The sequence below is a fragment of the Rhodococcus sp. 06-418-5 genome (assembly GCF_002258285.1).
GTDB lineage: Bacteria > Actinomycetota > Actinomycetes > Mycobacteriales > Mycobacteriaceae > Rhodococcoides.
In genome coordinates this window covers 342,238-365,828 of record NZ_NOYE01000016.1, presented here as the reverse complement: position 1 = coordinate 365,828, position 23,591 = coordinate 342,238, and the positions used below count along the sequence as shown (strand labels likewise).

Below are 23,591 nucleotides of genomic sequence, written 5' to 3'. Positions count from 1 at the left end.
GTGTGTCACAGCGCGAAGAACGGAGTCTCGTCGCCGTCCGGATCGGTGTTTTGCAGCACGATGTCCAGGTGATACCCACCGTGGACCGGTGCTGCGACGAGTCTGGCACGCTTGTGCGCAGGCATGGCGGACAACACCGGATCGACCGCATTGGCCTCGACTTCGTCGGGAAAGTACACCCGTGTCACAGCTCGGTCGAGCATCCCGCGAGCAAAGACGCTGACGTCGATGTGCGGTGCTTCGACACGATCGTCCTCGGCCGGCAACGGTCCGGGCTTGATCGTGGTGATCGACATCGTCCCGGTCTCGTCCGCGAACGCGCGCCCGAAGCCGCGGAAACCGACTGTGCGTGACGCCACCGCGCCGCGCGGATCGTCGGGGTGATCGAACCGGCCGTCGGCATCGGCCTGCCAGGTCTCTATCATGGCGTCGGACATGGGGTTTCGGGCTCCGTCGATGACCGTGAACGAGACGGTGATCTCGCCGTCGGTGCCCTGCGGTACCACGCTCTCACCGTCGGGCCACAGCAGTCCGATATGGACGTATGGACCCACTGTCTGAGACGGCGTCTGGCCGAACGGTGCGGTGGTGAAGTCGGCACCGGAGACCACCGGGTAGCGCGGGGCGAACTCGGGATCAGTCATCGTGGTCGTCTTCCTCGAAGGGGGTGGCGTTTCGGCCGCGGAGCACGATGTCGAATCGGAATCCGAGGGCCCAGTTGTCCTGTGTCGCTTCGTAATCGAACGCGCCGATCATTCGGGCTCGCGAGTCCTCGGGTGCGGCGTTGAAGATCGGATCCTGAAAGAACATGGGGTCGTCCGGGAAGTACATCTGGGTCACCAGTCGCTGAGTGAACGCCTGGCCGAACAGCGAGAAGTGAATGTGGGCCGGCCGCCACGCGTTGTGGTGGTTGCCCCACGGGTATGCGCCCGGCTTGATCGTGGTGAAACGGTATCGACCCTCGGCATCGGTGAGAACGCGTCCGGTGCCGTTGAAGTGCGGATCGAGCGGTGCAGGCCACCGATCGCCGGTGTGGCGGTAACGGCCGCCTGCATTGGCTTGCCACACCTCGACGAGGGTGTTCGGAATCGCCTTGCCGTCGCTGTCGAGTACGCGGCCGTGCACGATGATCCTCTGCCCTTGTGCCTCACCGCCGTTCGCCAGGGTGAGATCGGCGTCGGCGGCGGTGACACGTCCCTCGCCCAGCACCGGTCCGGTGATCTCGGTGAGTCGCTGGGGGAGCAGGGTCAGCGGCTGCGCCGGATGCCGAAGAGCGGTGGTCCGGTACTCGGGGAAGTCGAGCGGGGCATGGACCCCCGATTGATCCCGATACTCGGGCGGGAGAAGAAGCATCGAAGGTTCCTCACGATTGTGGTGATCTACGCAACAGACACCATAGCGAGATGTTCGCATTGTGGCAACCTGTTCATATTCCGCACAACATGCGGTAGCGTGCGTCTCATGTTGGACAAAGTCGTGGCCAGCGCCACCGAAGCCGTAGCGGACATTCCCGACGGATCGTCGATCGCCGTCGGCGGTTTCGGATTGGTCGGAGTGCCGGAGATTCTCATCGACGCCGTGCTCGCGCAGGGTGCGACCGATCTGGAAACCATCAGCAACAACTGCGGGACGGATGGCTTCGGCTTGGGAGTGCTGCTGGCGCAGCACCGTATTCGCCGGACCATCAGCTCGTACGTCGGCTCGAACAAGGAGTTCGCGCGGCAGTATCTCTCCGGAGAACTCGAGGTCGAGCTCACCCCGCAGGGCACCCTCGCCGAGCGACTGCGAGCGGGCGGTGCCGGCATTCCGGCGTTCTTCACCCCCGCAGGGGTCGGAACTCAGGTCGCAGACGGCGGATTGCCGTTGCGTTACGACGGCAGCGGCGGTATCGCACTGGCCAGTCCTCCCAAGGAGACCCGCGAATTCGACGGTGTCACCTACGTGATGGAACGCGGAATAGTCGCCGACTACGCGCTCGTGCACGCATGGAAGGGCGACCGACACGGCAACCTGGTGTTCCACGCCAGTGCACGAAACTTCAACCCGCCGGCCGCCGAGTCGGGGCGCATCACCGTCGCACAGGTCGAGCATCTGGTCGAGCCGGGGGAGATCGGACCGGACGAGATACACACCCCGGGTATTCACGTGCAGCGGGTGGTCCACGTCGGACCGGTCGAGGTCGGCATCGAGCAGAGGACGGTACGAGCATGAGCGAGAAGATGACCCGCGAACAGATGGCGGCTCGGGTGGCGCAGGAACTCGGCGACGGTCAGTACGTCAACCTCGGCATCGGCATGCCGACTCTCGTGCCCAACTACATCCCCACCGACGTATCGGTGATCCTGCATTCGGAGAACGGAGTGCTCGGTGTCGGCCCCTATCCCACCGAGGACGAACTCGACGCCGAGATCATCAACGCGGGCAAGGAGACCATCACGGTCCTGCCCGGTGCGTCCTACTTCGACTCCGCGCAGTCGTTCGGAATGATCCGTGGCGGCCAGGTCGACGTCGCAGTACTGGGGGCGATGCAGGTCAGCGCCACCGGTGATCTGGCGAACTGGATGATTCCCGGGCACATGGTCAAGGGGATGGGTGGCGCGATGGACCTGGTGCACGGAGCGCGACGCGTCATCGTGATGATGGAACACGTCTCTCGCAAGGGTGAGCCGAAGATCCTCGAACGCTGCTCTCTGCCGCTCACCGGCAAAGGCTGCGTGCACCGCATCATCTCGGACATGGCCGTACTCGACGTCACCGAACGCGGACTGCGCCTCGTCGAGACCGCGCCCGGTGTGTCCGTCGACGAGGTCAGAAATGCGACCGCTGCCGAACTACTGGTGGACGCCGACGTCTGAGACGTGAACGCGGTGGGCGTGAGAGTAGATGTTCATGGACCTACCGCGGAGGAAGCCGACGACCGTCAAACCGGACTCGGTGGCGAGGTCGACCGCAAGCGAGGACGGGGCCGAGACCGCTGCGAGAATCGGTATTCCGGACATCACGGCCTTCTGGGCCAATTCGAACGAGGCGCGGCCGCTGACCATGAGCACTGTGGCCTGCAGGGGAATTCGATCGTTGGTCACCGCCCAACCGACCACCTTGTCGACGGCGTTGTGGCGTCCGACATCCTCACGTAGAACGAGCATCTCGCCGTCTGCGGTGAACAGGGCGGCGGCATGCAGACCGCCGGTGGCATCGAAGACCTTCTGCGCGGCCCGCAACGTGTCGGGTAGCCCGGACAGAGTATCGGACGTCACGACGACCGAATCGGCCACGGGGGAATGCTTGGTGCGCAATCGAATTGCGTCCAACGATCCCTTGCCGCACACCCCGCACGAGGACGTCGTGTAGAAGTTCCGTTCGACGCCGGTCTCCGGTGGAGCGACACCCTCGGCCAGGGTGACGTCGAGGACGTTGTAGGTGTTCGCGCCCTCGTCGTCGACCCCGTCGCAGTAGCGAGCCGCTGCGATATCGGCCCCCGAGGCGATCACACCTTCGGTCAGCAGGAAGCCGTGAGCGAGCTCGACGTCGTGGCCGGGAGTTCGCATGGTGACGGCCAGCGCTGTGCCGTCGACTCTCAACTCCATCGGCTCCTCCACCACGAGGGTGTCCGGGCGCTCGACGCGGTGCCCACTCCTGAGTCGGACGACGGGTCTGCGGGTAGTGATGCGGCCCATCAGTGTCGGTTGGATTCGCGGTGACGACGGTGACTCATTCTTCGATTGTGGACCCCGGCGTTCTCGGGCCGTCGACGCGGTCGGTCATTGCGTTCACCAACGACACCATGCGCGGGTGATCGACGAGGTCGTCGACGAGTACTCGCTTGCCTTCGGCGTCGGCCAACGGGATCTTCCAGTTCTCGTACTGGGTTTCGTCGGTGCCGGGCTGGTTCTGGATGCGATGTTCTCCGACTGCGTCGACGAGAGCGACACCGATCAGCAGGGACGGACTGCGCTGGACGAGGCGATGCAGAGCTTCCACCGTTCGGTGGTTGTCGGCGTCGGCGTCGAGCAATCCGCGCTCACGCGCCAGCTCGAGGACCGCCTCGCGTTTTTTCGCGTCGACCTCCTTCTCGGAGTCGATATCGCGTTCGAGAAGGCCGAGACGTGATCGCAGGTCGATGTGTTCGCCGTCGAGATATCCGGCCGTGGGCGGCAGGTCGTGCGTGGTCACCGACGTCAGACACAGACTGCGGTAGTTCTCGGGCGGGATCGGTCCGGATTCGTCGGCCTCGAACCACAGGATCGAGGTGCCGAAGATGCCGCGTTCGGTGAGGTACTCCTGCACCATCGGCTCGAAGACGCCGAGATCCTCACCGACGACCACCGCGCCTGCGCGTTCGGCCTCGAGGGCCAGGATGCCGATCAGGGCCTCGTGGTCGTACTCGACATACGTTCCGCCGCCTGCGTTCTCGGCCTCCTGCGGAATCCACCACAGGCGGAACAGGCCCAGGATGTGGTCGACGCGGATACCGCCGGCATGACGCAGGATCGTGCGCAGCATGTCCCGGTACGGCACGTATGCCAGCTCGCGGAGTCGGTCGGGATCCCACGGGGGTTGATTCCAGTTCTGGCCCTGCTGGTTGAAGTTGTCCGGCGGTGCGCCCACCGTGACTCCCGACGCGAGCACGTCACCGAGCGCCCACGCGTCGGCTCCGCCCCGCGCCACGCCGACGGCGAGGTCGTGCATGATGCCGATGTCCATTCCCGCATCGAGCGCCGCACGCTGCGCGGCGGCCAACTGCTCGTCGCAGATCCACTGCAGCCACATGTGGAAGTCGATGCGCTCGGCGAGCTTGGTGCGCTGCTCGAGCACGAAGTCGGTCCGTGGGTGCGCTGCTCTGTCGGTCCACGCCGAATTCTCGGGTCCGAATTTCTCCGCCAATGCGCTCCACACCGCGAAATCGCGCAGTCCGGAACCCTCCCGTTCGACGAATGCACGGAATGCGGACTCGCGGGCCGGGCTTCGTTCCACCTTGTGAACACGTTCCAGGGCACGCAGTTTGGCCCTGAATGTCGAGTCTCGGTTCAGCTTCCCGGTTCGCTTGTTGGCCTTGTCGAAACGCTTCGCGGCTTTCTCGACCTTGGCGAACTGTTGCGGCGACAGCAGTGCGGTCTCGCGAATGTTCTCCACGCGGATGTAGAGCGAGTTGAAGAACCGGCGGGTGGTCGGCAGGTAGGGCGACGCCTCGACCGGTGTGGTGGGTCGGTCGGCGTGCAGCGGATTGACGAGAAGGTAGTCGAACCCGTGCTCGCGGCCCGCGATGTCGACCATGTCCTCCAGGTCACCGAGATCACCGATTCCCCACGACCGCTTCGATCGCACCGAATACAACTGGGTGAGCAAACCCGTGCGCTGCCGGTCTGCCAGTTCTGCATTGGGGGACAACGACTTCGGCGTGACCACCACGACCGTGTCCGAGGTTCGGACCGTGTTGTCCTCGCTGATCGTCGTCGCGGTCAGGCTGTGCCAACCGAGCGGTGCGCTGCCGGGAACGACGAACGTGGCGCGACCGATCAGGCGGCCGTCGACCTCACGGGGATCGACCCAGACGTCGGCTTGGGTCACCTCGATGGTCTCGCCGTCCTCGGAGACCATCGAGACCTCGACCGGATTGCCGTGTGGCACATGCACCCACACCACTGCATCGGTGCCCTGGGTCGCCACCACCACCGGCGGAAGCAGACGCCGCCACGGCGCGTTCTCGATGTCGGCCCGAGCTCGGTCGACGTCCTCGGTCGATTCGGTTGCGTAGCCGCGCGCGGCGAGCACTCGACGCAGGGTGTCGTCGCTCACTTCGCGAACGGTGTCGTCCCAGCCTCGGTACGAGGTCGATGTGCCGAGACGTCGAGCGAGAGAGCGAAGTGCCTGCGAGTAGTCCACATCGATGATCGTGCCAGTTCGCTACGTCCCCGTCACCCGGGCCGGGCGGTTTCGGGTCGACCGGGGTCGGGTGGGCGAACTGCGATGAGGTGGACACGACAGTCGGTCTCGCGAGACAGGACGATCGAAACCGTCGTGGTGTCCGCGAAAATGGCGGGTGCCGCGGCGGCGGCGTGGACTCTGGCCACCGAACTGCTGTCGATGTCGCAGCCATTCCTCGCTCCCTACGCAGCGGTGTTCCTGATCGAGGTGACGATCAGCCGAAGCCTGCGCTCGGCGGCCGAGCAGATCGCCAGGGTGACCGCAGGGGTTCTCGTCGCGGCACTCGTGGTTCGCATCGTCGGCCATCCGAGTGTGGCTCTGGCGGTCAGCGTCTTCGTCGGTGCGCTCGTGGGCCGTTGGTCGAAGTTCGGTACGAGCGGAATCTGGATACCGGTGACCGCGCTGCTGATGGTCACCTACGGATCGGCATCCGATCCGGTCGCCTTCGTGGACAGGATCGTCGAGCTCGCGGTTGGTGTGGCGGTGAACGCTCTCGCAGCACCGCCGCTGTACTGGCGGCAATCACAACACGCGGTGGAGTCGGTGCCCTCGGCCGCGGGATCCCTGTTGCGGGACGTCGCCTCGATCCCGTTCCGCCGTTCCACGCGCTCGGAGACGACGTCCGTGTCGCCGGTGCCGACTTCGTGCGTGCCCTGGCGGACGTGGTCGAGGGCCGGTGCGATGCGCGCCGTACCCAGGCGGACGTGGTCGACCGGGTCGCTGCGGCGGAAGAGACGTCGGCGGTGCTCGTGCACACGGTGGTGGCGTCCGGGCAGGGATCCGCCGGAGCGACGATGAGCGCAGGCAGGCTCGTGGGGCCGGCAACGGCAGCGCTCCGAGCGCTCACCTGACGCCTGTGTTGCTTCCGACTGCCAGGATTGAAACGCCGGGCGCTGGGTAGTCTGGCTCGGCGAACGGTAAAACGACTGCTCGGCGACGATGGGAAGTGCGGATGGCTGGGGTCAGCAAGATCGAAGAACTGGAGCGAGGTTCCGGTGCACCGGTCGAGCTGAGGGTGCGTGCAGAGGCAGACCAACTTCCTGTGGTTCGTGCCGTCGCCGAAACCCTCGCAGTGCTCAGCGACTTCACGCTCGACGACATCGCCGATGTGAAGTTGGTCGTCGACGAGGTGTGCTCGCAGCTGATCAAGGGCTCGGTCACCGATGCCGAGCTGTCGTGCATGTTCGCAGTGAGCGACTCCGGAATCCGAATCGTCGTCACCTCCACCCTGACACCCACTTCCGTACCGAAGAAGGACAGCTTCGGCTGGCACGTGCTGCAGACGTTGACCGACGCCATCGAACTGCGTGCCGACGACGCGGTCGACGACGAAGCAGGTCGCACGGTCGCGATCGACGTGGTCAAGCGGAGGAGCAAGGTCTAGTGCCTGTGCCGCACGAACGAAGCACACGGCGAGAGTCCGACGATTACAGCGACGTTGTCGCCCTGATCCAGCAGATGCAAGCGCTCGACGAGAATTCACCGCAGCGCCGAGTGCTGCGCGATCGCATCATCACCCGCTGCCTTCCTCTCGCAGAACACATCGCCCGCCGCTTCGGCGGTCGCGGCGAAGCACACGAGGACCTCCTGCAGGTCTCACGCCTCGGTTTGGTGAACGCGGTCGACAGATTCGACATCGAACGTGGTTCGGATTTCGTGTCGTTCGCCGTACCCACGATCATGGGCGAGGCTCGCCGGTACTTCCGGGACGCAGGATGGTCGGTTCGGGTGCCGCGGCGCATGAAGGAACTGAACTCGATGATCTCCCAGGCGGTGGGATCGTTGTCGCAGAAGCTCGGTCGAGCTCCGACTGCCAGCGAGATCGCCGTCGAGCTCGGGATCGACGTCAAGGAAGCCTCGCAGGCGTTGCTTGCGCGCAGCGCGTATCAGACCGTCTCGGTCGACTCGGTGGTCAGCGAAGATCGATTGCCGCTGATGGACACTCTCGGTGCCGACGATCCCGAACTCGAGAAGATGGAGAGCTATCTCGCGGTGCGCCCCGCGCTCGAGAAGTTGCCCGAGCGTGAGCGTCGCATCGTCGTGCTCAGATTCTTCGGGTCGATGACCCAGACACAGATCGCGGAGAAGGTGGGGATATCGCAGATGCACGTCTCGCGAATCCTGGCTCGCACGCTCGCTCAGTTGCGTGAGGACCTCGGCGAGGACTGACAGCGGCCGGTGGAGCTAGGCTCGCTGGATGAGCATGTACGACGACGTCGACGAGTACATCGGAGCCCGTCGGGTCACAGGCCTGGCGGCATCGCACGATTTCTCGCGGGCGGTGATCGTGGTTGCCGCACTGGACGATTCGCGGACCGAGTATCGAACGTCGTTGTGGGAGATCGATGTCGACGGTGGTTCGCCGGCCCGACGCCTCACGCACGGCGAGTGGGGCGAGAGCGCTCCGGTGTTCACCCCGGCCGGCGACTTGTTGTTCTCCCGCCGATCGAGCAAGGACGATCCGGCTCGGTTGTGGATTCTTCCTGCCTCGGGCGGTGAGGCGCGATTGCTCGAGACTCGGTCGGCCGGTCTGAGCGAAATCCGAAGCGCCCGTTCCGGACACGGGCTGGTCGGGTTCTCGCCGGTGTTCGGATCGTCGAGCACCGATGAGGACGACGATGCCCTGCGCACCGAGCGCAAGGCCAACAAGGTGGATGCAATTCTGCACACCGGGGTTCCGGTGCGTTTCTGGGATCACGATCTCGGTCCTGCCACCCCGCATCTGTTCGCCGGATCGACCGACGGCACGACGGTGTTTCGTGATCTGACCTCGGATGCGGCCGGAGCTCTGCACGAGGCGGCGTTCGACATCAGTGCCGACGGTGCGTTCGTCGTGTCCACCTGGGCCGTACCCGGCGCTCTGGCGACCGTGCGGACGGTGCTGGTGCGCATCGACACCGCGACGGGGGAGCGCAGCACGATCGTCGACGACGTCGATGCCGATCTGGGCGCGCCGGCGATCTCGCCCGACGGTGCGTCCGTGGTGTTCGTGCGTGAATCGCTCTCCACTCCCGAGGATGCGCCTCGAATGACGCTGCAGCGCTACGACTTCGGGACTGCTTCCGTCGTCGATGTCGCGCCCGGCTGGGATCGATGGCCGATCGACCCGGTGTGGTTGCCGGACGGGTCGGGGGTGCTGGTGACCGCGGACGACGACGGCCGGTCGCCGATCTTCGTCGTCCGCGAGGGTGCGGAGCCGCGTCGGCTGACGAATACGAACGACGCCTACACCCACGTTCACGTGTCCTCGGACGGAACCAGGGTGCTCGCACTCGCCGCGTCCTATCTGGCCGCCCCGCATCCGGTGTCGATCGATCTGTCCGACGGCACCGTTGTGGACCTCGACACCTCCATCGACCGCAGTCCGTTGCCCGGAACTCTCACCGAGATCGACACCGTCGTCGGCGACGGAGCCCGGGTGCGCGGTTGGCTGGCACTGCCCGAGGGTGCCTCGGACGCGGCACCCGCACCGCTGCTGCTGTGGGTGCACGGTGGTCCGCTGAGCTCGTGGAACACCTGGTCGTGGCGGTGGAATCCGTGGCTGATGGTCGCCCGTGGGTACGCGGTGCTGCTGCCCGATCCGGCTCTGTCCACCGGGTACGGCCAGGAGTTCGTGCAGCGCGGCTGGGGCGCGTGGGGAAAGGCCCCGTTCACCGATCTGATGGCGTTGACCGATGTCGCAGCCGCGCTACCGCACATCGACGACACCCGCACCGCGGCGATGGGCGGATCCTTCGGCGGCTACATGGCCAACTGGATCGCCGGGCACACCGACCGGTTCGACGCCATCGTCACCCACGCGAGCCTGTGGGCGCTCGATCAGTTCGGGCCGACCACCGATGCCCCGTACTACTGGGCTCGCGAGATGTCTCCGGAGATGGCGGTGGAGAACTCCCCACACCTGTTCGTCGCGGACATCGCCACGCCGATGCTGGTCATCCACGGCGACAAGGACTATCGAGTGCCGATCGGCGAGGGCCTGCGGCTGTGGTACGAACTGCTCAGCGAATCCGGCCTGCCCGCCGACGACGAGGGCAACACCGACCATCGTTTTCTCTACTTCCCGGCCGAGAACCACTGGATTCTGAGTCCCCAACACGCCAAGGTCTGGTACGAGGTGGTGCTGGCATTCCTGGCGCAGCACGTGCTGGGCGAGAGGGTGTCGATGCCTCGAATCCTCGGCCACTAGAATCGACCGGTGACCAGTTCAGCGCCAGAGCACTCAGAGAACCCCGCCGATTCGATCGACCTGCCCAAGAGCTGGGATCCCAGTGCGGTCGAGGCGGAGCTGTACCGGTCCTGGGTCGACGCCGGGTACTTCGAAGCCGACGCCACCAGCGGCAAGCCGCCCTACTCCATCGTGCTGCCCCCACCCAACGTCACGGGCAGCCTGCACATGGGTCACGCTCTCGACCACACGTTGATGGACGCGCTGAGCCGTCGCAAGCGGATGCTCGGGTACGAGGTGCTGTGGTTGCCGGGCATGGACCACGCGGGTATCGCCACCCAGACCGTCGTGGAAAAGCAGCTCGCCGCCGACGGAAAGACCAAGGAAGAGTTCGGCCGCGAGCTGTTCATCGACAAGGTCTGGGACTGGAAGCGTGAATCGGGCGGAACCATCGGTGGGCAGATGCGACGCATCGGCGACGGTGTGGACTGGAGCCGAGAGCGATTCACCATGGACGACGGCCTGTCCGAGGCCGTGCAGACCATGTTCAAGCGTATGTTCGACGACGGTCTGATCTATCGCGCCGAGCGACTGGTCAACTGGTCTCCTGTGCTGCAGACCGCCATCTCCGACATCGAGGTCAAGTTCGAGGACGTCGAGGGCGAACTCGTCTCGCTGCGATACGGCTCGCTCGACGATTCCGAGCCGCATGTCGTCGTCGCGACCACCCGAGTCGAAACGATGCTCGGCGACACCGCAGTTGCGGTTCACCCCGACGACGAGCGGTACAAGGCTCTCGTCGGCACCACCCTCGAGCACCCGTTCACAGGGCGGCAGATCCCGATCATCGCCGACGACTACGTCGATCCCGAGTTCGGCACCGGTGCCGTGAAGATCACCCCGGCTCACGACCCCAACGACTTCGAGATGGGTGTGCGGCACTCGTTGCCGATGCCCTCGATCATGGACAAGGCAGGTCGGATCGCCGACACCGGAACGCAGTTCGACGGCATGGACCGTTTCGAGGCGCGCGTGAAGGTTCGTGAAGCACTGGCCGAGCAGGGCCGCGTCGTCGCCGAGAAGCGTCCCTACCTGCACAGTGTCGGCCACTCCGAGCGCAGTGGCGAGCCCATCGAGCCGCGCCTGTCGCTGCAGTGGTGGGTCAAGGTCGACACCCTGGCGAAGGCGGCCGGTGACGCAGTGCGCAACGGCGACACCGTCATTCACCCGAAGAGTCAGGAACCGCGCTGGTTCGCCTGGGTCGACAACATGCACGATTGGTGCATCTCGCGTCAGCTGTGGTGGGGTCATCGGATTCCGATCTGGTACGGACCCGACGGCGAGACCGTCTGCCTCGGACCGGGGGAGACGCCGCCCGAGGGCTGGGAGCAGGATCCCGACGTTCTCGACACCTGGTTCTCGTCCGGGCTGTGGCCCTTCTCGACGATGGGGTGGCCCGACGCCACGGCGGATCTCGAGAAGTTCTATCCCACCGGTGTTCTCGTCACCGGATACGACATTCTCTTCTTCTGGGTCGCCCGCATGATGATGTTCGGCACCTACGTCGGAGCGGACGACGCGATCACCGCGGGCAAGTCGGGGCCGCAGGTTCCGTTCCGAGATGTGTTTCTGCACGGCCTGATTCGGGACCAGTTCGGCAAGAAGATGTCGAAGTCGCGGGGCAACGGCATCGACCCCCTCGACTGGGTCGACCGTTTCGGTGCCGACGCGCTGCGCTTCACGCTCGCTCGCGGCGCGAACCCCGGAGCCGACATGTCCGTGGGCGAAGACCACGCCCAGTCGTCGCGCAACTTCGCCAACAAGTTGTTCAACGCCACCAAGTTCGCTCTGATGAACGGCGCGGCACCGGCAGATCTGCCTCGGCGCGTCGAGTTGACCGACGCCGACCGATGGATACTCGACCGGCTCGAACAGGTTCGGGCAGAGGTGGATTCGGCGTTCGATCGGTACGAGTTCAGCAAGGCCTGCGAGGCGCTCTATCACTTCGCCTGGGACGAGGTCTGCGACTGGTACCTCGAGATCGCCAAGGTTCAGTTCGCCGACGACGCCATCGCCGCCACCACGCGCGGAGTTCTCGGTAACGTCCTCGACGCCCTGCTTCGGTTGCTGCATCCGGTGATTCCGTTCGTCACCGAAACGCTGTGGAAGGTGCTCACCGGCGGCGAGTCGCTGGTGATCGCGGCGTGGCCCACTGCCGCCACCGAGTCGTTGGATCCTGTTGCGGCACAACGCATCGAGGACATGCAGCGGCTCATCACCGAAATTCGCCGATTCCGCAGCGATCAGGGACTCAAGCCGTCCCAGAAGGTGGCGGCCCGCATCGTCGGAGTCCCCGACTCCGATCTGGACGGGCAGATTTCGGCGGTCACCGCACTGGCTCGACTGACCGAGCCCGCCGAGGACTTCGCGGCCACGGCCTCGGTGGAGGTGCGCCTGAGCAAGGCCACCGTGGTCGTCGAACTCGACACCTCGGGCACCGTCGACCTCGTCGCCGAACGGGCCCGCCTGGTGAAGGATCTGGCCGCTGCGGAGAAGGAACTGGCGCAGACCACCGGCAAGCTCGGCAACGAAGCGTTCCTCGCGAAGGCACCGGATGCGGTGGTGGACAAGATCAGAACACGCCAGACGATCGCGGGCGAAGAGATCGCACGCATCTCGGCGCGGCTCGAATCGATGGGAACCTAAGTGACCGAACCCGACGCCGCCCTGCCGCTACCTCCGCCGAGCCCGGTCGATCTGGCCGAGCTCGCCCTCGTGGAGGCCGAGCTCGACAAGCGTTGGCCCGAAACCAAGATAGAGCCGTCGACGGCTCGGATCTCGGCGCTGATGGATCTGCTCGGGTCGCCGCAGAAGGCGTACCCGTCGATTCACGTCGCCGGCACCAACGGCAAGACCTCGGTGACTCGCATGATCGATGCACTGCTCACTGCCTTCCACCGACGCACGGGCCGAACCACCAGTCCGCACCTGCAGATGGCGACCGAGCGGATCAGCATCGACGGGCGGCCCATCTCTCCGCGGCTCTACGTCGACACCTACAACGAGATCGCACCGTTCGTCGAGATGATCGACGCGCAGTCCGAGGCTGCGGGCGGACCCCGAATGAGCAAGTTCGAGGTGGTCACGGCCATGGCGTTCGCTGCGTTCGCCGAGGCCCCGGTCGAGGTCGCCGTCATCGAGGTCGGACTCGGTGGGCGTTGGGACGCCACCAACGTCGTCGACGGCGAGGTCGCCGTCATCACCCCGATCGGCCTCGATCACGTCGAGTTCCTCGGCGACGACCTCGCCGGGATCGCAGGCGAGAAGGCGGGGATCATCAAGAAGGCCCCGGAATCGCTCGTGCCGCGCGACACCGTCGCGATACTGGCGAAGCAGCAACCAGAGGTCTCCGAGGTGCTGCTGCGGGCGGCGGTGCAGGCGGATGCTGCGGTGGCGCGGGCCGGATCGGAATTCACCGTGCTCGGCAGGCAGATCGCCGTGGGAGGCCAGCAACTGGAACTGCAGGGGCTCGGCGGGGTGTACACCGACGTTTTCCTGCCGTTGCACGGCGAGCATCAGGCGCACAATGCCTCGCTCGCACTCGCGGCGGTCGAGGCGTTCTTCGGTGCCGGTCCGGATCGCCAACTCGATCAGGACACCGTGCGCGGCGCGTTCGCGACGATCGTCAATCCGGGTCGGCTCGAGCGGGTTCGCAATGCCCCGACCGTGTTCCTCGACGCCGCGCACAACCCGCACGGGGCGGCAGCGCTCGCCGCCGCCCTCACCGACGAATTCGACTTCCGCAAACTCGTCGGCGTCGTCAGCGTCATGGCGGACAAGGACGTCGGAGCGATTCTCGACGCACTGGAACCGGTGTTCGACGACATCGTCGTCACCCACAACGGGTCGGCGCGGGCGATGGACGTGGACGCGTTGGCCGACATCGCGGTGGCCAAGTTCGGTGACGAACGCGTCGTGGTGGCGTCGACACTGCCCGATGCCCTGGAAACGGCGATCGGGCTGGCCGAGGAGGTCGCCGAGCCGGGGGAGGCCGTGTCCGGTGCCGGAGTCGTCGTGACCGGATCCGTGGTGACCGTCGGTGCAGCTCGCACTCTGTTCGGAAAGGACCCCGCGTGAGCGAAACAGAGTTCAGACCACCCACGAACGACCCGTGGAAGGGGTTCCGCGGTGTCGCGGCGGGCACCCTCGTGCTCGAAGCCATCGTGACGCTGCTCGCGCTGCCGGTGGTGGCGACCCTCGGCGGCGGCGCGACCTGGTTCTCGACGACCTACATCGTGGCGTTGGCCGTCGTGATGGTCCTGGCGGCGGGCAAGCAGGGGGAGCCGTGGGCGATGAAGCTCAACCTGATTCTCCAGCTGTTCGTCGTGGCCGGGGCGGTGTTCCACCTCTCCATCGGTGCCGTCGGCCTGATCTTCATCGCGGTCTGGCTGTATCTGCTGTACCTGCGCCGTGACATCACCGAGCGGATCCGACGAGGAATGTTGCCGGGGCAGCGCGACTGATCGGGGAAACCCGTCGGTTTCGGCGATGCGGCGCGCGCTGCATCGCCGGGTTCCATTACTGTCGTCTTTCGTGACCGACCGCACCCTTGTACTGATCAAGCCCGACGGAGTTGCCCGGCGTTACGTAGGAGAGATCCTCGGCCGCGTGGAGAAGAAGGGTCTGAGCATCGTCGCACTCGAGCTCAAGACCGTCTCCCGCGAATTGGCCTCGGCTCACTACGCGGAGCACGAGAGCAAGCCGTTCTTCCCCGAACTCCTCGAGTTCATCACGTCCGGACCGGTCGTGGCCGCAGTTCTCGAAGGCCCCCGCGCCATCGCGGCCTTCCGTCAGATCGCAGGCGGCACCGACCCCGTGGCCAAGGCGGTTCCCGGGACCATCCGCGGTGACCTCGCCCTGGATGGTCAGCAGAACCTGGTACACGGATCGGATTCCGTGGAATCGGCCGAGCGCGAGATCGCACTCTGGTTCCCCGGCCTCGCCTGACCGTTCCGCCGTCGACAGAAACAGCAACGTTCGTCAGCCACGCCGCACCCGTCGGAAACCCGATCGGTGCGGCGTGGCGAGTACGCATCACAGCGTGTGGGATACTCGACAACAGATCGACTCCACTGCACCAGTACGTACAGGTTTCACGCTCCACCCGAAGCGCAGGCTTCACGGAAGTTCGCTAGACCGGTGTGATGGATTCGATCGGATGACTGTCGTCTATCCGCTGCCCGTCATCGCAGATGCTCGAACGAGAGACAGGCTCGTTCGCGTTCTTGCTTGATGATCAGGCGCTCGGATCGCCGGTACACCACCATCCAGCCAGGCACTGCACACGCTGTCGTCGACCACCGAGAACTACGAAGTGGTCATCGGCTCGGGTGCGGAGCGAGACCGAACAGCTGACGTCCAACCCGACGTGAGTACACAAGGATTGCCCTCGCGTGGCCGCGTCACACCCGAAGTCGGATGGACGCGCCCGGGGGCCCGAGGAGACTACGTGGCCGATCAAAGCCCGCCCGAAGATGTACAGAACGAAAACGCAGGACGTACGGAGGCCCCCGGCCCGGTGTCGTCTGTGGAAACCGACGCGGTGTCGTCGGCGCAACCCGACACCATCGAGCTGCCGACCAGGCTGCGCGTGCACGCATTGGCGAAGATCCTGGGCGTCACCAGCAAGCAGCTGCTCGTCACCCTCGGTGAGCTCGGCATCGAAGCGCGCAGTGCTCAGTCGAGCCTGAGCCGTGACGTCGCGGAGTCCGTTCGTGATTCGGTCAACGGCCCCACAGCAGCAACTCCCGATTCCTCGACTGCCGAGCCGACTCCGGTACCCGATGTCGATGTGCCTGCTGCCGATGAGCCCGCAGGCGAGGTTCCGTGGACCGAGCCGCAGCTGTTCACCAGTGCGCCCGCACCGGAGCCGGAGGCGGCCCAGCCCGCGGCAACGACCGACCAGCCCACAGCGACGACGTTCGCCACCCCTCTGTTCCTGCAGCCCGCCGCTGTCGATGCTCCGGCGACGGAATCGACGGAGTCACCGGCCGAGCCCCCGGCTCGCCGTCGCCGCAGCCGCAAGGCCGCGCCCAAGGACGAGGCTGCGAACGCCGAGAGCAGTGCCACTACCGACAGCAGCGAGTCCGCAGTGACGCCGGAGACCGGTGCATCCGAGGTCTCCGCCGTCGAGACCGACCGGTCCTCCTCCGACGCCGGCGAGTCGGCCGAAGCCGAGAGCTCGACCGACGGTGACGGCGACGACGATCAGTCTCAGCCTCGACGTCGCCGGCGCGGCCGTCGTGGTCGCGGACGCGGTCGCGGCGAGCAATCCTCGGACGAGTCGACCGACGAGAACTCGGACGACGATTCCGACGGGGACACCGACAGCACCGACACCACCGATTCGACCGACGCGGAGTCGAGCGACGACGCGGACTCGGACGAGTCCTCGGCAGGTGACGGGCAGCAGTCGAACTCGGGACGACGCTCGCGTCGGTCACGTACTCGCAGCCGTTCCTCCGACCGTCAGAACTCCGATTCGACCGACTCCTCCGACGACGCGCGCACCGCGGACTCCTCGGCCGAGGACGGCGACGACGAGTCCGATTCCGGAGCCCAGGACAACTACGACGACTCCGACAACGGTGGTTCGGACGGAGACGGCTCCAGCCGCCGTCGCCGTCGCCGTCGCAGGCGCAAGACCGGAGCCGAGGCCGCTGCCGAAGGCGCGACGTCCGAGGACGATCCGCCCAACACCGTCGTGCACGAGCGTGAGCCACGCAACAAGAGTCGCGCACCCCGGGACGAGGTTCAGGGAATCACGGGCTCGACGCGCCTCGAGGCCAAACGTCAGCGTCGCCGCGACGGGCGCGATGCCGGCCGTCGTCGTCCGCCGATCCTCACCGAGTCCGAGTTCCTGGCGCGCCGCGAATCCGTCGACCGCGTCATGGTCGTGCGCGAGAAGGCGACACCGGATCATCCGCTGACCACACAGGTTGCCGTGCTCGAAGACGGCGTGCTCGTCGAGCATTTCGTCACCAGCAGTGCCACCGCGTCGATGGTCGGCAACGTGTACCTGGGCCGCGTCCAAAACGTGCTGCCCAGTATGGAAGCAGCGTTCATCGACATCGGCCGAGGCCGCAACGGTGTGCTGTACGCAGGCGAGGTCAACTGGGACGCTGCCGGTCTCGGCGGGAGCGCGCGCAAGATCGAGCAGGCCCTCAAGCCGGGCGATCAGGTTCTCGTGCAGGTCAGCAAGGACCCGGTGGGGCACAAGGGTGCTCGCCTGACGACGCAGCTCTCGCTCGCCGGTCGCTTCCTCGTCTACGTGCCAGGTGGAAGCTCCACCGGTATCAGCCGCAAGCTGCCCGATACCGAGCGCAAGCGGCTCAAGGAGATCCTCCGCGACATTGTGCCTCCCGAGGCAGGCGTCATCATCCGCACCGCAGCGGAGGGCGTCAGCGAAGAAGAGCTCGCACGTGACGTGACTCGCCTGCAGGCGCAGTGGGCCAGCATCGAAGAACGCTCGGCCAACGCCGAAACCGGCAAGGGCGTGCAACCGCAGACGTTGTACGAAGAGCCCGACATGCTGGTCAAGGTCATCCGAGACCTGTTCAACGAGGACTTCTCCAAGCTCGTCATCGAGGGCGACAAGGCATGGACGACGACGTCCAACTACGTCGAGACCGTGGCCCCGGACATGATGGAGCGGCTGCACCGCTACGAGGCGGACGGCAGTTCGGTCGACGTCTTCGCTGCTCACCGCATCGACGAGCAGCTGGCCAAGGCTCTCGATCGCAAGGTCTGGCTGCCCTCGGGCGGCACCCTGGTGATCGATCGCACCGAGGCGATGACCGTCGTCGACGTCAACACCGGCAAGTTCACCGGCTCCGGCGGCAACCTCGAAGAGACCGTCACCCGCAACAACATCGAGGCGGCCGAGGAAGTCGTTCGCCAGATGCGTCTGCGAGACATCGGCGGCATGATCGTCGTCGACTTCATCGACATGGTGCTCGAGTCCAACCGCGATCTCGTACTGCGGCGCCTGACCGAGTCCCTCGGACGCGACCGGACTCGCCATCAGGTGTCCGAGGTGACCTCGCTCGGACTGGTGCAGATGACCCGCAAGAAGCTCGGTACGGGGCTCGTCGAGGCGTTCTCCACCACATGCGAGCACTGCCAGGGTCGCGGCATCGTCGTGCACCCGTTCCCCGTCGATGCCAAGCCGGACAACGACGGCGGACGGTCGAATTCGTCGCGGTCCGACAGCAGCAACTCGGGAACGAGCAGCAGGCGTCGACGAGGCAAGGACAACAAGGCCGACGGCAACGATCGGTCGGACGGTGGCGACCGGGCGTCCTCGAACGATCGGGCAGGCACGGCAGACGGTCACGAGCACCCGGTGGTCGATCCGTCGATCAAACGAGCGCACCCGGTGGCGCTGGCCATGGCCGCGCATCACGACGACGTGGTCGCCGACGTCAGCCCGGCCGATGTCGAGACACCGGCACCGGCCGAAGCTGCCGGCGGCGACGCAGTGGTGACCGTGGTCTCCGCCGACGACGTGGACGTTGCGGCCGCGTCGGTCGCCGACGCCGAGACCGAGGTCACCGAAGTCGACAAGCCCGTCGAGACTGCGGCCGACGAGCCGTCGGCTCCGGTGGCTGCCAAGGCTCGACGCGGACGGCGGGTGGCCCGCAAGGCTGCCGCGCCGACCGGCACAGCACCCGACGCGGGCATGGTCATCGTCGTACCCGCCACGGACGACTCGGGGGACGCCACGTCTTCCGACCAGGCCGGGACGGCACCCGACGAGCCTTCGGCACCGCTCACTGCGGCGGCCGAGCAGCCAACGGAGCCGGTCGAGGTGCCTGCCGCACGTCCTCGCAGACGGCGCGCAGCAGCGCGGCCTGCAGGTCCTCCGGTGGACGTCGATGCCTAGCAGAGCAGGGCAGTTTGACCCTGGCCGTCTCCCTGCCGTAACCTTGATAAGTCGCTCCCGGTGACACCGTTCTGCCGTGCCGTAGTGGTGCTGTAGGGAACAACGGTTCTCGAGCGGGTCGGAATGATCGTCATCCCGACCGGCCGATAGGGAGCAAGCAAACACGTTTTACCAGACCAGTCGTGTTGCCATGCGCAATGCGAGCAAGTTCGAAGAAGCAAGGGGTAGCCCTCCGATGGCAACGTACGCGATCGTCAAGACCGGCGGAAAGCAGTACAAGGTCGCTGTTGGTGACCTCGTCAAGGTCGAGAAGATCGAGGGAGCGCCCGGCACTGCTGTCTCGCTTGCTCCGGTCCTCGTCGTAGACGGATCCGACCTGACCACCGATGCAGACAAGCTGGCGAAGATCTCGGTCGCCGGTGAGATCGTCGAGCACACCAAGGGCCCGAAGATCCGCATCCACAAGTTCAAGAACAAGACCGGATACCACAAGCGTCAGGGACACAGGCAGAAGCTCACTGTCCTCAAGGTCACCGGCATCAAGTGACCAGGTCCCTTCGGACCCGCGTTCTCCCAAGCTGATTCACCCCGAGGAGGGTATGCAACATGGCACACAAGAAGGGCGCATCGAGCTCCCGTAACGGTCGCGACTCGAACGCTCAGCGCCTCGGCGTCAAGCGTTTCGGCGGCCAGACCGTAGGCGCAGGCGAGATCCTGGTTCGTCAGCGCGGCACGCACTTCCACCCCGGCGTCAACGTCGGCCGTGGCGGCGACGACACCCTGTTCGCACTCGCCCCGGGCGCAGTCGAATTCGGTGCCAAGCGCGGTCGCAAGACCGTGAACATCGTTCCGGTCGCTGTAGAGGCCTAGTCCTTCTGCAGCGCTCGCGCCCACGATGGCCGACGCGACCGGGCAACTGCTCGAGTCGACCATCCACGGCGTACGTTCACAGCTCCCGATAGGGGCGGACCAGGGTCATGAGACCGGTCCGCCCCTATCGCTTTTTTCTCCCGCTTTTTCTTTCACGAAAGGATCGAAGACAGCTATGTCACGATTCATCGACCGCGTGGTGCTGCACGTCAGCGCCGGCAAAGGTGGCAACGGCTGCTCTTCGGTTCACCGCGAGAAGTTCAAGCCTCTCGGTGGCCCCGACGGTGGCAACGGAGGACAGGGCGGCGGAGTCGTGTTCGTCGTCGACAGCAACGTCCACACTCTGCTCGACTTCCACTTCTCCAGCCATGCCAAGGCAGGCAACGGAACTCAGGGCATGGGCGGCAACCGCGAGGGTGCCAACGGCGAGGACCTGATCCTCAAGGTTCCCGACGGCACCGTCGTGCTCGACAAGAAGGGCAACGTCCTCGCCGACATGATCGGCGAGGGAACACGTTTCGACGCCGCTCCGGGCGGCCGCGGTGGACTCGGCAACGCAGCTCTCGCATCGAAGGCTCGACGTGCCCCCGGATTCGCACTGCTCGGCGAAGAGGGCGTCGAGCGCGAACTCGTCCTCGAACTCAAGTCCGTCGCCGATGTGGGCCTCGTCGGTTTTCCGTCGGCCGGTAAGTCCTCGCTGGTTTCGGTGCTCTCCGCCGCGAAGCCGAAGATCGCCGACTACCCGTTCACCACACTGGTGCCCAACCTCGGTGTCGTATCCAGTGGAGACACCACGTTCACCGTCGCCGACGTCCCCGGGCTGATCCCCGGCGCGAGTCAGGGCCGCGGTCTCGGACTGGACTTCCTGCGGCACCTCGAGCGATGCGCTGTGCTCGCACACGTAGTCGATTGCGCCACGCTGGATCCGGGTCGCGATCCGATCTCCGACGTCGACGCCCTCGAAGCCGAGTTGGCGGCCTACAAGCCGGCTCTGTCCGGTGATGCCAGCCTCGGTGATCTCGCCGATCGGCCCCGCATCGTCGTACTGAACAAGGCAGACATTCCCGAGGGTGCCGAACTCGCCGAGATGGTCACCGCCGAGTTCGAGTCGCGTGGGTGGCCCGTGTTCACCATCTCCGCGGTGACGCGTGCCGGTCTCAAGCCGCTGACGTTCGCGTTGGCGAAGCTGGTCGAGGAGTACCGCACTGCGCATCCGGCTCCCGAGCCGCGACGTCAGGTGCTGCGTCCGGTCGCCAAGAACGACGACAGCTTCAAGGTGGTGAAGGATCCGGACATCCCGGACGGCTTCATCGTTCGCGGTACCCGACCGGAGCGGTGGGTACGCCAGACGCAGTTCACCAACGACGAGGCCGTCGGCTATCTCGCCGACCGTCTCGCGCGGCTCGGCGTCGAGGACGCACTCATCAAGGCCGGCGCTCAGCCCGGTGCTTCGGTCACCATCGGCGACGTCTCGTTCGATTGGGAGCCGCAGACCCCGGCCGGTGTCGAGATCACGATGACCGGCCGTGGCACCGATGCCCGCCTGGATCAGGTCGAGCGCATCGGCGCATCCGAACGCAAGCATGCCCGCCAGGTTCGTCGCGGGCTCGATACCGAACAGGAGTAGCCGTGGTGGCGGTGCGTGAATCCGATTCGCTCGCAGAGGCTCTCACCGATACCCGTCGCACGATCGCCGATGCCAAGCGGATCGTGGTCAAGATCGGTTCCTCGGCTCTCACCAGCCTCGACACCGGTCTGGATCTGGGCCGACTCGATCTGCTCGCCGACGCCATCGAATCTCGGATGCGCAGCGGCACGGACGTGGTGGTCGTGTCCTCCGGCGCGATCGGCGCAGGGATGGCACCGCTGGGCCTGACCAAGCGTCCACGAGACCTGGCGACCAAGCAGGCTGCGGCGAGCGTCGGACAGCTCGCTCTGGTTCATGCGTGGAGCTCGTCGTTCCACCGGTACGGACGCACGGTCGGACAGGTTCTGCTGACGGCCGAGGACATCGCGCGGCGAACCAACCATCGCAATGCTCAGCGCACCCTGGATCGGCTGCGCTCGCTCGGTGCCGTGGCCATCGTCAACGAGAACGACACGGTCGCCACCGCGGAGATCAGGTTCGGCGACAACGATCGCCTGGCTGCCCTGGTCGCCCACCTCGTCGGAGCGGACGCGCTGTTCCTGCTCTCGGACGTGGACGGGTTGTACGACGGTGATCCTCGCAAGGGCGAGGCGACGCTGATCCCGGAGGTGACCAGTCCCGAGGATCTCGACGGCGTCGTCGCCGGCTCCGGGGGAGCGCTGGGCACCGGCGGAATGGCGTCCAAGCTGTCCGCTGCGCGTCTCGCAGCCGATGCCGGTGTTCCGGTGCTGCTGGCTGCGGCATCCGATGCTGCACACGCACTGACGACGTCCGCGGTGGGTACCGCCTTCGCTGCTCGGCCGACTCGGTTGTCGGCCCGCAAGTTCTGGGTCCGTCATGCCGCGGATGCCGCGGGAGAACTCCACCTCGACGCGGGGGCGGTGCGTGCAGTAGTGGATCGGCGACGGTCGTTGCTGTCCGCTGGTATCACGTCGGTGACGGGATCCTTCCACGGCGGCGATGTGGTCTCGTTGGTCGACCACGGCGGCGTCCTGGTGGCTCGCGGGGTCGTCGCGTACGACTCGGCGGAGCTGGCCGGAATGCTCGGGCGGTCCACAGGGGATTTGGCCGCGGAACTACAACGACCTGTGGTTCATGCCGACGATCTGGTTCCTGCCTGATCGAGGTCGTCGGCCAGCGCGGTCGCCACCTCAGAGCAACCGGCATGGACTGTGAGAGAAGCGAATTCGTCGCCGCGGGTGGTACCGCGGTTGACTATGACGATCGGCTTCGACTTCTTGGACGCGTGCCTGACGAACCGCAGGCCGGACATCACGGTCAGCGAGGATCCGAGCACCAACAACGCATCACTTCGGTCGACCAGATCGTATGCCTCGGCGACACGCGGCTTGGGAACACTCTCACCGAAGTAGACGATGTCGGGTTTCAGTATGCCCGAACATGATTCGCAGTCGACCATTCTGAAGTGCGCGGTCGAGGAGATGATCGCGTCGGCATCGGGCGCGATCTCGACGCCGTTTGCGGGTGCAACCGACTCGAGGAAACCCGGATTGGCACGATCGAGTCGCCGGGCCAGTTCGAAACGCGAGATCAATCGCTCGCAGTTCAGGCAGCGAACGCGGGCGTAGACGCCGTGCAGGTCGATGACGTTTCGGCTGCCCGCCTTGGTGTGCAGCATGTCGACGTTCTGGGTGATGATGCCGGTGACGACGCCGGCCCGTTCGAGTCGGGCGAGTGCTCGGTGCCCGTCGTTGGGTACCGCGGCATCCATGTGTCGCCACCCGACGTGGTTGCGTGCCCAGTAGTGCCGACGAAATTCGGCGTCACCGATGAACTGCTGGAATGTCATCGGGTTACGCGGGGGTGACTGCGGACCGCGGTAATCGGGAATGCCGGAGTCGGTGGACATGCCTGCGCCGCTCACGACGGTGACCGTCCTGCCCTCGAGCAGAGAAGTCAGCTGCTCGTACAGGACTGCGGACACAGCAGATGCATTCACTTCGTCCAGGATAGCGATCCATCGCCCGATGAGCACCGTATCGACGCCTACGGCCCGCACCCGACGCGGAAGCGTC

General features: G+C 65.9%; 20 protein-coding genes. 15 read left to right on the top strand and 5 right to left on the bottom strand.

Annotated elements, in window-relative coordinates:
- Positions 1–5 precede the first annotated feature (5 nt).
- Positions 6–644, bottom strand: coding sequence for a protocatechuate 3,4-dioxygenase subunit alpha (gene pcaG / locus CH274_RS14180; protein ID WP_032394591.1), 639 nt, complete (start codon positions 642–644; stop codon positions 6–8).
- A complete protein-coding gene (gene pcaH / locus CH274_RS14175) occupies positions 637–1,353 on the bottom strand; it encodes a protocatechuate 3,4-dioxygenase subunit beta (RefSeq protein ID WP_032394590.1) in 717 nt (238 codons plus the stop codon). Before pcaH ends, pcaG begins: the two co-directional genes overlap by 8 nt.
- A gap of 108 nt (positions 1,354–1,461) precedes the next feature.
- Between pcaH and CH274_RS14170 the strand changes: the two genes are divergently transcribed.
- Positions 1,462–2,211 carry a CoA transferase subunit A gene (locus CH274_RS14170; RefSeq protein WP_179272913.1) on the top strand — a complete coding sequence of 250 codons (750 nt, stop codon included), beginning with the start codon at positions 1,462–1,464 and terminating at the stop codon, positions 2,209–2,211.
- A complete protein-coding gene (locus CH274_RS14165) occupies positions 2,208–2,855 on the top strand; it encodes a CoA transferase subunit B (protein ID WP_094631079.1) in 648 nt (215 codons plus the stop codon). The genes CH274_RS14170 and CH274_RS14165 overlap by 4 nt, the downstream gene beginning before the upstream one ends.
- Here CH274_RS14165 and fdhD read toward each other — a convergent pair.
- Together fdhD and malQ are read right to left on the bottom strand one after the other, a co-directional pair.
- Entirely contained in the window at positions 2,832–3,677 is an 846-nt protein-coding gene (fdhD, locus tag CH274_RS14160; RefSeq protein WP_094631080.1) for a formate dehydrogenase accessory sulfurtransferase FdhD, read from the bottom strand. The genes CH274_RS14165 and fdhD overlap by 24 nt on opposite strands.
- Before the next feature lie 34 nt (positions 3,678–3,711).
- Positions 3,712–5,883: a 4-alpha-glucanotransferase gene (malQ, locus tag CH274_RS14155; RefSeq protein ID WP_094657808.1), complete on the bottom strand. Its 2,172-nt coding sequence runs from the start codon at positions 5,881–5,883 to the stop codon at positions 3,712–3,714.
- Between the two features lie 84 nt (positions 5,884–5,967).
- Here malQ and CH274_RS14150 point away from each other — a divergent pair, with 84 nt between their 5' ends.
- The 13 genes from CH274_RS14150 to proB all read left to right on the top strand — a co-directional run bounded on the left by CH274_RS14150 (position 5,968) and on the right by proB (position 22,676).
- The gene (locus CH274_RS14150) at positions 5,968–6,723 is read left to right on the top strand and encodes an FUSC family protein (RefSeq protein ID WP_094657807.1); all 756 of its coding nucleotides are present in this window, start codon (positions 5,968–5,970) and stop codon (positions 6,721–6,723) included.
- A gap of 154 nt (positions 6,724–6,877) precedes the next feature.
- Positions 6,878–7,309: an ATP-binding protein gene (locus CH274_RS14145; protein WP_045194606.1), complete on the top strand. Its 432-nt coding sequence runs from the start codon at positions 6,878–6,880 to the stop codon at positions 7,307–7,309.
- Positions 7,309–8,094, top strand: a complete 786-nt coding sequence (locus tag CH274_RS14140) for a SigB/SigF/SigG family RNA polymerase sigma factor (RefSeq protein WP_032394586.1) — start codon at positions 7,309–7,311, stop codon at positions 8,092–8,094. The genes CH274_RS14145 and CH274_RS14140 overlap by 1 nt, the downstream gene beginning before the upstream one ends.
- Positions 8,095–8,122: 28 nt before the next feature.
- Positions 8,123–10,114, top strand: a complete 1,992-nt coding sequence (locus CH274_RS14135) for a S9 family peptidase (protein WP_094657806.1) — start codon at positions 8,123–8,125, stop codon at positions 10,112–10,114.
- A gap of 9 nt (positions 10,115–10,123) precedes the next feature.
- Positions 10,124–12,799, top strand: a complete 2,676-nt coding sequence (locus CH274_RS14130; protein ID WP_032394584.1) for a valine--tRNA ligase — start codon at positions 10,124–10,126, stop codon at positions 12,797–12,799.
- Positions 12,800–14,230 carry a bifunctional tetrahydrofolate synthase/dihydrofolate synthase gene (gene folC, locus CH274_RS14125; RefSeq protein WP_045194613.1) on the top strand — a complete coding sequence of 477 codons (1,431 nt, stop codon included), beginning with the start codon at positions 12,800–12,802 and terminating at the stop codon, positions 14,228–14,230.
- A complete protein-coding gene (locus tag CH274_RS14120; RefSeq protein ID WP_032394583.1) occupies positions 14,227–14,616 on the top strand; it encodes a DUF4233 domain-containing protein in 390 nt (129 codons plus the stop codon). Before folC ends, CH274_RS14120 begins: the two co-directional genes overlap by 4 nt.
- Positions 14,617–14,686: 70 nt before the next feature.
- Complete coding sequence (ndk, locus tag CH274_RS14115; protein WP_032394582.1) at positions 14,687–15,100, top strand: nucleoside-diphosphate kinase; 414 nt, start codon at positions 14,687–14,689, stop codon at positions 15,098–15,100.
- A gap of 502 nt (positions 15,101–15,602) precedes the next feature.
- Complete coding sequence (locus CH274_RS14110) at positions 15,603–19,037, top strand: translation initiation factor IF-2 N-terminal domain-containing protein (protein ID WP_094658035.1); 3,435 nt, start codon at positions 15,603–15,605, stop codon at positions 19,035–19,037.
- Positions 19,038–19,272: 235 nt separating this feature from the next.
- Positions 19,273–19,584, top strand: coding sequence for a 50S ribosomal protein L21 (gene rplU, locus CH274_RS14105; RefSeq protein WP_032394581.1), 312 nt, complete (start codon positions 19,273–19,275; stop codon positions 19,582–19,584).
- A 59-nt stretch (positions 19,585–19,643) separates the two neighbouring features.
- The gene (gene rpmA / locus CH274_RS14100) at positions 19,644–19,907 is read left to right on the top strand and encodes a 50S ribosomal protein L27 (RefSeq protein WP_032379202.1); all 264 of its coding nucleotides are present in this window, start codon (positions 19,644–19,646) and stop codon (positions 19,905–19,907) included.
- 175 nt (positions 19,908–20,082) lie between these two features.
- Positions 20,083–21,534 (top strand): GTPase ObgE, encoded by a 1,452-nt coding sequence (obgE, locus tag CH274_RS14095; protein ID WP_032394580.1) that lies wholly within the window; start codon positions 20,083–20,085, stop codon positions 21,532–21,534.
- Positions 21,535–21,536: 2 nt separating this feature from the next.
- Complete coding sequence (gene proB, locus CH274_RS14090) at positions 21,537–22,676, top strand: glutamate 5-kinase (protein WP_176459073.1); 1,140 nt, start codon at positions 21,537–21,539, stop codon at positions 22,674–22,676.
- Here the strand turns inward: proB and CH274_RS14085 are convergent.
- A complete protein-coding gene (locus tag CH274_RS14085) occupies positions 22,649–23,515 on the bottom strand; it encodes a Sir2 family NAD-dependent protein deacetylase (RefSeq protein ID WP_373453926.1) in 867 nt (288 codons plus the stop codon). The genes proB and CH274_RS14085 overlap by 28 nt on opposite strands.
- Positions 23,516–23,591 lie beyond the last annotated feature (76 nt).